General features: G+C 57.0%; 7 protein-coding genes. 5 read left to right on the forward strand and 2 right to left on the reverse strand.

The window, feature by feature from the left end; translation table 11 throughout:
* The first annotated feature begins 44 nt into the window (after positions 1 to 44).
* Positions 45 to 887, forward strand: coding sequence for a mechanosensitive ion channel family protein (locus tag OC610_RS19690; protein ID WP_264430035.1), 843 nt, complete (start codon positions 45 to 47; stop codon positions 885 to 887).
* Positions 888 to 980: 93 nt separating this feature from the next.
* Here the strand turns inward: OC610_RS19690 and OC610_RS19695 are convergent, their stop codons facing one another.
* A complete protein-coding gene (locus OC610_RS19695; RefSeq protein ID WP_264430039.1) occupies positions 981 to 2,324 on the reverse strand; it encodes an OprD family porin in 1,344 nt (447 codons plus the stop codon).
* Positions 2,325 to 3,137: 813 nt separating this feature from the next.
* Between OC610_RS19695 and OC610_RS19700 the strand changes: the two genes are divergently transcribed.
* Positions 3,138 to 3,563 carry an HIT family protein gene (locus OC610_RS19700; protein ID WP_264430041.1) on the forward strand — a complete coding sequence of 142 codons (426 nt, stop codon included), beginning with the start codon at positions 3,138 to 3,140 and terminating at the stop codon, positions 3,561 to 3,563.
* Positions 3,564 to 3,566: 3 nt separating this feature from the next.
* Complete coding sequence (locus tag OC610_RS19705; RefSeq protein ID WP_030140808.1) at positions 3,567 to 3,773, forward strand: SlyX family protein; 207 nt, start codon at positions 3,567 to 3,569, stop codon at positions 3,771 to 3,773.
* A gap of 70 nt (positions 3,774 to 3,843) precedes the next feature.
* Here the strand turns inward: OC610_RS19705 and OC610_RS29565 are convergent, their stop codons facing one another.
* Complete coding sequence (locus OC610_RS29565) at positions 3,844 to 4,449, reverse strand: cold-shock protein (protein WP_269808040.1); 606 nt, start codon at positions 4,447 to 4,449, stop codon at positions 3,844 to 3,846.
* Positions 4,450 to 4,831: 382 nt separating this feature from the next.
* On the opposite strand from OC610_RS29565, the gene OC610_RS19715 reads away from it, so the two are divergent.
* Together OC610_RS19715 and OC610_RS19720 are read left to right on the forward strand one after the other, a co-directional pair.
* On the forward strand, positions 4,832 to 5,305 hold the full coding sequence (locus tag OC610_RS19715) for a Dps family protein (RefSeq protein ID WP_030140806.1): 474 nt from the start codon (positions 4,832 to 4,834) through the stop codon (positions 5,303 to 5,305).
* Positions 5,306 to 5,511: 206 nt separating this feature from the next.
* Positions 5,512 to 5,853: a ribbon-helix-helix domain-containing protein gene (locus tag OC610_RS19720; RefSeq protein ID WP_264430044.1), complete on the forward strand. Its 342-nt coding sequence runs from the start codon at positions 5,512 to 5,514 to the stop codon at positions 5,851 to 5,853.
* Positions 5,854 to 5,876: the final 23 nt, after the last annotated feature.

Consider the following 5,876-nt stretch of genomic DNA (forward strand, 5'->3'; position numbering starts at 1 on the left):
GCTCCCTCGCCACAATTGCGTGCAACGGAAACAAGGAGAACACGATGGATTTGAACGCTGAAGTGGACCACTTGGTCAAGGCTTCCCAGGCCTGGATCCCAATGATCATGGAATATGGCAGCCGGGTGCTGCTGGCGCTCATCACTCTGGTGATTGGCTGGTGGCTGATCAACAAGGTGACGCAGAAACTCGGGGCGCTGCTGGCCCTGCGTAACGCCGACCTCGCGCTGCAAGGGTTCATCAGTACCCTGGCAAACATCATCCTGAAGATTCTATTGATCGTCAGTGTCGCGTCGATGATCGGTATTGAAACCACCTCCTTCGTCGCGGCCATTGGTGCGGCAGGCCTGGCGATCGGCCTGGCCTTGCAGGGCAGCCTGGCGAATTTCGCCGGTGGCGTGCTGATCCTGTTGTTCCGTCCGTTTCGCATCGGTGACTGGATCGAAGCCCAAGGCGTGGCAGGTACGGTCGATAGCATCCAGATCTTCCACACCGTCATCCGTACCGGTGACAACAAGACCGTCATCGTGCCCAACGGCAACCTGTCGAACGGCATCATCACCAACACCAATCGCCAGCCAACCCGCAAGGTGGTGTTCGATGTGGGTGTGGATTACCAGGCCGACCTGCAAAAGGCCCGGGAAGTGTTGTTGGCGTTGGCCAAGGACGAGCGCGTATTGGCTGATCCTGCGCCTGAAGCGGTGATTTCGACCTTGGGCGACAGTTCGATCACGGTGTCGCTGCGTATCTGGGTGAAGACAGCGGATTACTGGGCCGTGATGTTCATGCTCAACGAGCATGCACGGGATCGCTTGAAGGAGTCGGGTATTGATATTCCGTTTCCGCAACGCGTGATTCGGGTTGTTCAAGAGTCCCCATCAGCCTGAAGTAGTCGACCGTTTGGTCAAGTGACAGCGCAATAAAAAAGGCCCATCCGAAGATGGGCCTTTTTTTGATTACCGTGAACTGACTTTCGGCAATTACAGAACCGAAATCGGGTAGTCGACGATCAGGCGGAACTCTTTGATGTCGCCTTCGCCTTCGTCAGCGTTAGCGTAGTGCCAGGCTTGACGAACACGGAAGGAAAGATCTTTGGCCGGGCCAGACTGAACAACGTACTTGGCTTCGAAGTTGGTTTCGTGGTGCTTGCCGTCGTCACCGTACAGCGGGGCACCGACGGAGTTGCGGTATTGGCTGTTAGCGGCAAGACCAGTACCGTCGATGTCCCAACCTTTGACGTAGCGGGTCATGAAGCTCAGACCAGGAACGCCGTATTCAGCCATCTTCAGGTCATAACGAACCTGGGCAGATTTCTCGTTAGGCGCGTTGAAGTCGGAGTACTGGATGGAGTTGGCGAGGAAAATCGAGTCGCCGCCACGGTTGTTCTTGCCCACGCCGATGTAGTCGAAAGGCGTGTCGCCGTTGATCTTCTGGAAGGCCACGGTGATGGTGTGCGCTTTCAGGAACGAGAAAGCGGCTGCCAGGGAGTACGCGGTGTTGCTGATGTCACCGGCCTTGGAGCTGCCAGTGTCGGTGGTGCGGTAGATGTTACCGTCCAGGTTCAGCGACTGATCGCCACCCATTGGGATGGTGTAGTTCAGGTTACCGTAGTACTGGTTCCAGATGTCTTCCAGCTGGGCAGCGTACAACGATGCGCTCAGGTTGTCGCTGAACGAATATTTGCCGCCAGCGTAGTCGATGGAGTTGGCTTCTACGCCAGCGTAGGTCGCGAAGAGGCCGCCTTCACGAGCGTTGCGGTCCTGGCTGGTGGCCGAGTAGAAGTGACCGGCTTCGAGGTCAAGGTCTTTGACTTCGCTGCTCTGCAGTTGGAAACCGCTGGCAGTTTGAGGCAGGACGCGGGAACCACCGACAGCGAACACTGGAGCAGTGCTTGGCTGTTGGTCGCCGATTTTCAGCTCGGTCTTGGAGACGCGGAATTTGACCGCTGCGCCGGCTTTGCCTTGGCTGTCATTGACGTCGCCATCAGCGTCGCGGCTCATGTTGCCGGTGCCACCAGTGCCGTCGCCACCGTCCAGTTTGACCGCCAGGTAACCGAACGCATCAATGCCGACGCCTACGGTACCTTGGGTGTAACCGGAGTTGAAGTTACCCCAGATACCTTGGGTCCAGTCTTTCTGGTCGTTGTTACCGTTTTTGTTGTCACGGTTGAAATAGTAGTTGCGCAGCAGCAGTTTGGCGCTGGCGTCTTCTACGAAGCCCTTGGCTTCAGACTGGTCACTTACGAAAGGTGCGGCCGAGGCCATTTGAGTACTGGCTGCTGCAGCAACGGCCAGTGCGATCATGCTCCACTTCATCACGCGCATCGTGATTTGCTCCTTTGGTTTTAAGAGTACTGCCGTCCCACCTGTTTTATTATCTGGGCGGCTCTTTCTTTTTGTGTCGGCGCAAACTTATATCACGTCGACATTCTTTGGCGATACTTGCCCATTCAACCTTTCAGCTTCTTTACGACCATGTCGCCAATGGCTCGATCCATGTCGCATTTCAGCTGATCCGAGGTACACGGAATGACAACTTAAAGTTGTTCTGTTTTCCACCGTCGGTGTAAAGAATCCATAAGTCCAACCTTGAAGCTCCTGAGGGCAGCCTTGCCACTTTAATTCTCAGGCCTGCAGGTTCCGCTTCCGGCGGCACCTGTAGGCGATATGGGCAGGAATGCAACAAGCATGCACAAACCCGGATTTCGTTGACATTTTTTTCACAATTTAGCTGCTGTTGCGGTGAAACCTCATGAAACCGGGCACCAAAGGCCTTGTTTTAAATGGGGTTGACTGCCGGGCAGCTGTCATGTTTGAAACCGTTGGAGCTCGCGCGACAACCAAAAACGTTACCGGTTCACCCCGTCAGTGGGTAAAACGCGGATGTCACGAGCATTGAGCGTAGACGCATTGTGCTGTTTTGGTGCAAAAAATCTTCAGGCTGTACGAAAAACGGACAACCCCTGCGCCAGTTCGATTCGCAATGCGCTATTGCGGTACCGGGTGCGCGGTAATGGTGCGCTGGGTGATGCGCAGTGAACGTTCCGTCGTTCACGGGTATGCTGGACCCTGTGCCCAGGGGTAGGCCAGTTGGCTGCCGAATCAGGTACATCGATTAACGAGCGAGGAGTACGCGCGGTGTTTGCCTTAGATCCACGATTGCAACAAGACACATTGCCCATCGGCGATTTCCCGCTTTGCCGGCTGCTCTTGTCCAACGACTCGAACTACCCGTGGTTCATCCTCGTGCCGCGGCGGGACGATATCAGTGAATTGTTTCAATTGGATGACGCTGATCAACAGCAACTGTGGAAAGAAACCACGGCGCTGGCCGAGACGCTCAAGGACTCGTTCGACGCCGATAAACTGAACGTTGCAACCTTGGGTAACGTTGTCAGTCAATTGCACATGCATGTAATCGTGCGCAAGCGGGACGATGCCGCCTGGCCGGCGCCGGTGTGGGGCAAGCATCCGGCACAGCCTTACGATGCAGGGCAGGTCGCGGCCATTCGCGAGCGCTTGCGAGCGGTCCTGACCGATGATTTCAAGTTCCTGGAGGACTGAACCATGAACCTTGAAGAGCGTGTAACCGACCTTGAAAGCCGCCTGGCATTCCAGGACGACACCATCCAGGCGTTGAACGACGTGCTGGTGGAGCAACAGCGAATCGTCGAGCGTCTGCAGCTGCAGATGGCGGCGCTGCTCAAGCGCCAGGAAGAGATGGCCGGGCAGTTCGAGTCTTTCGAAGAAGAAGCACCGCCACCCCATTACTGACGGCCGCCGAACGACGGGCAGTAAAAAACCGCGAGCAGCCTGGCTGCATCGCGGTTTTTTTACGCCTGGATCAGCGGCGCGGCAGTGCGGCGATCACGTCTTCGGCTTGCAGGCCCTTGTCGCGATGCATGACCGAGAACTCCACGCGCTGGCCTTCGACCAGGACGCGGTGGCCTTCGCCACGAATGGCCCGGAAATGCACAAAGATGTCATCGCCGGAGTCGCGGGAGATGAAACCGAACCCCTTGGACGTGTTGAACCACTTCACGGTGCCGGTATCTCGGTTGGACATGTCGTAGTTCTGCGGTGCGGCGGACGGCGACGACTTCTTGTAGAAGCTGACGGCCAGGTGCAGCAACACCGCGATCAATGCCGCCGCCAGGCTGGACAGGATGGCGGGTTGGCCGCCGATTTCCGGCATGGGTGCCAGCAGGGTCAGGGTTTGCAAGGCAACGGCCAGCACCAGCAAGGCGCTGACAAGGTTTTGCAGTTGATGACGTGGACCTTTGTTCCAGTAAGGGATAACGGGTGCCAGGGTCAGGTTGAGCAGGCCGAAAAAGGCCAGGTACAGCGCGTCGGGATGTTGCAGGTAAGGTGTGGCTTCGGAACCCAGGCTAGGGATGAAGGACAGCAGCAGGGCAGCTGCGCCCATTAGCAAGTGGACGATTTTCAACATTTTGATTGGCTCACGGTTAAGACAGATCACAAGGAAGAGCTGGTCGGGGCCGGTTCGCTCCAGAACAATGAGAGGCGTAGGAACACGTACCCGATTCAGCCTATGCGCGCCGCCCGGAAAAATAGGCGTAGCGACACACTGCCTATTTAACAGCAAAGCCCGGGCCTTCTCAAACGTGTTGCGGGCGGGCGGGACGCTGTTCGTCGGCCAGGAGGATGGACGGGGCGCTTGCAAGTGACGGGCAGTGGAGGTTGTATTTTCATGTTTGCCGGAACCGTCCGACGTCCCGGCTTGTCGGTTCAGGACGACTGGCGATTTGTCGCAGGCTATGGAAAGCGACACCCGCTAGAGTGAATTCATCACCGTCAGGAGATCAACCCACATGGCAATCGATATCGGTATCAGCGAAGAAGACCGCAAATCCATCGTCGATGGACTTTCACGCCTGTTGTCAGACACCTACGTGCTCTACCTCAAGACGCACAATTTCCATTGGAACGTCACCGGTCCAATGTTCCGGACCCTCCATTTGATGTTCGAGGAGCAATACAACGAGCTGGCGCTGGCGGTGGACCTGATCGCCGAGCGAATCCGTGCGCTCGGCTTCCCGGCGCCCGGTGCCTATTCGGTATACGCACGCTTGTCGTCCATCAAGGAAGAAGAGGGCGTGCCTGGCGCCGAAGACATGATCCGGCAATTGGTCGAAGGGCAGGAAGCAGTGACACGCACCGCTCGTGGCATCTTTCCTTTATTGGACAAGGTCAGTGACGAACCCACCGCCGACCTGCTGACCCAGCGCATGCAGGTCCATGAAAAAACCGCCTGGATGCTGCGCTCGCTACTTGAGGATAAATAAGTCGTTCCCAGGCGACGGTGTTGCCGTTGGCACTATCGCCTGGCTCCCGGTGCCGGGGTTGACGTAATTTGTCGCCACTCTACTGTTGGCTTGTCCTACGTCGATGGTCAAAAAGTCATCTGGAACTGGCGATCCAGTTGCGCTTCCATAGAGCCACGGATCGGTTGTTCCGACCAAGGCTCGTATGGCAAAGGAGTGTCAACGGTATGATTCAAGGAAAAGAACCTTGGGAAGATGGGGGTGGGCGCTTGCAGCCTATCCACATCGACCCGTTTGTCAGGGGGTTCGACATGCAACTGGCCCGGCCCCTGGCCCGCTCTATCCGGCTCAATGGGTTCGCCACCTGCCTGCGGCTGGAGCAGGTCTATTGGGATATTCTCGGTGACATGGCGCACCTCAACAACTGCTCCGTCAGCACCTTGCTGTCCCATGTGGACCGGGAGGTACACCTGCGTCATGGTGGCGTGCGCAATTTCAGCGGGCTGGTGCGTGTTGTCTGCGTGGTTCACAGTTTGAAGGACGCCGGGATGGAGCATGGTGGGGCGTAGGCGCTGTCGAAGGCTGCGATCTT

Source organism: Pseudomonas agronomica (assembly GCF_025917275.1).
Lineage (GTDB): Bacteria > Pseudomonadota > Gammaproteobacteria > Pseudomonadales > Pseudomonadaceae > Aquipseudomonas > Aquipseudomonas agronomica.

Excerpts from the sequence above, each read along its gene's own strand:
- OC610_RS19715 (WP_030140806.1), top strand. The coding sequence starts at position 4,832 with ATGGCAATCGATATCGGTATCAGCGAAGAAGACCGCAAATCCATCGTC.
- OC610_RS29565 (WP_269808040.1), bottom strand. The coding sequence starts at position 4,449 with ATGTTGAAAATCGTCCACTTGCTAATGGGCGCAGCTGCCCTGCTGCTG.
- OC610_RS19705 (WP_030140808.1), top strand. The coding sequence starts at position 3,567 with ATGAACCTTGAAGAGCGTGTAACCGACCTTGAAAGCCGCCTGGCATTC.
- OC610_RS19695 (WP_264430039.1), bottom strand. The coding sequence starts at position 2,324 with ATGCGCGTGATGAAGTGGAGCATGATCGCACTGGCCGTTGCTGCAGCA.
- OC610_RS19720 (WP_264430044.1), top strand. The coding sequence starts at position 5,512 with ATGATTCAAGGAAAAGAACCTTGGGAAGATGGGGGTGGGCGCTTGCAG.
- OC610_RS19690 (WP_264430035.1), top strand. The coding sequence starts at position 45 with ATGGATTTGAACGCTGAAGTGGACCACTTGGTCAAGGCTTCCCAGGCC.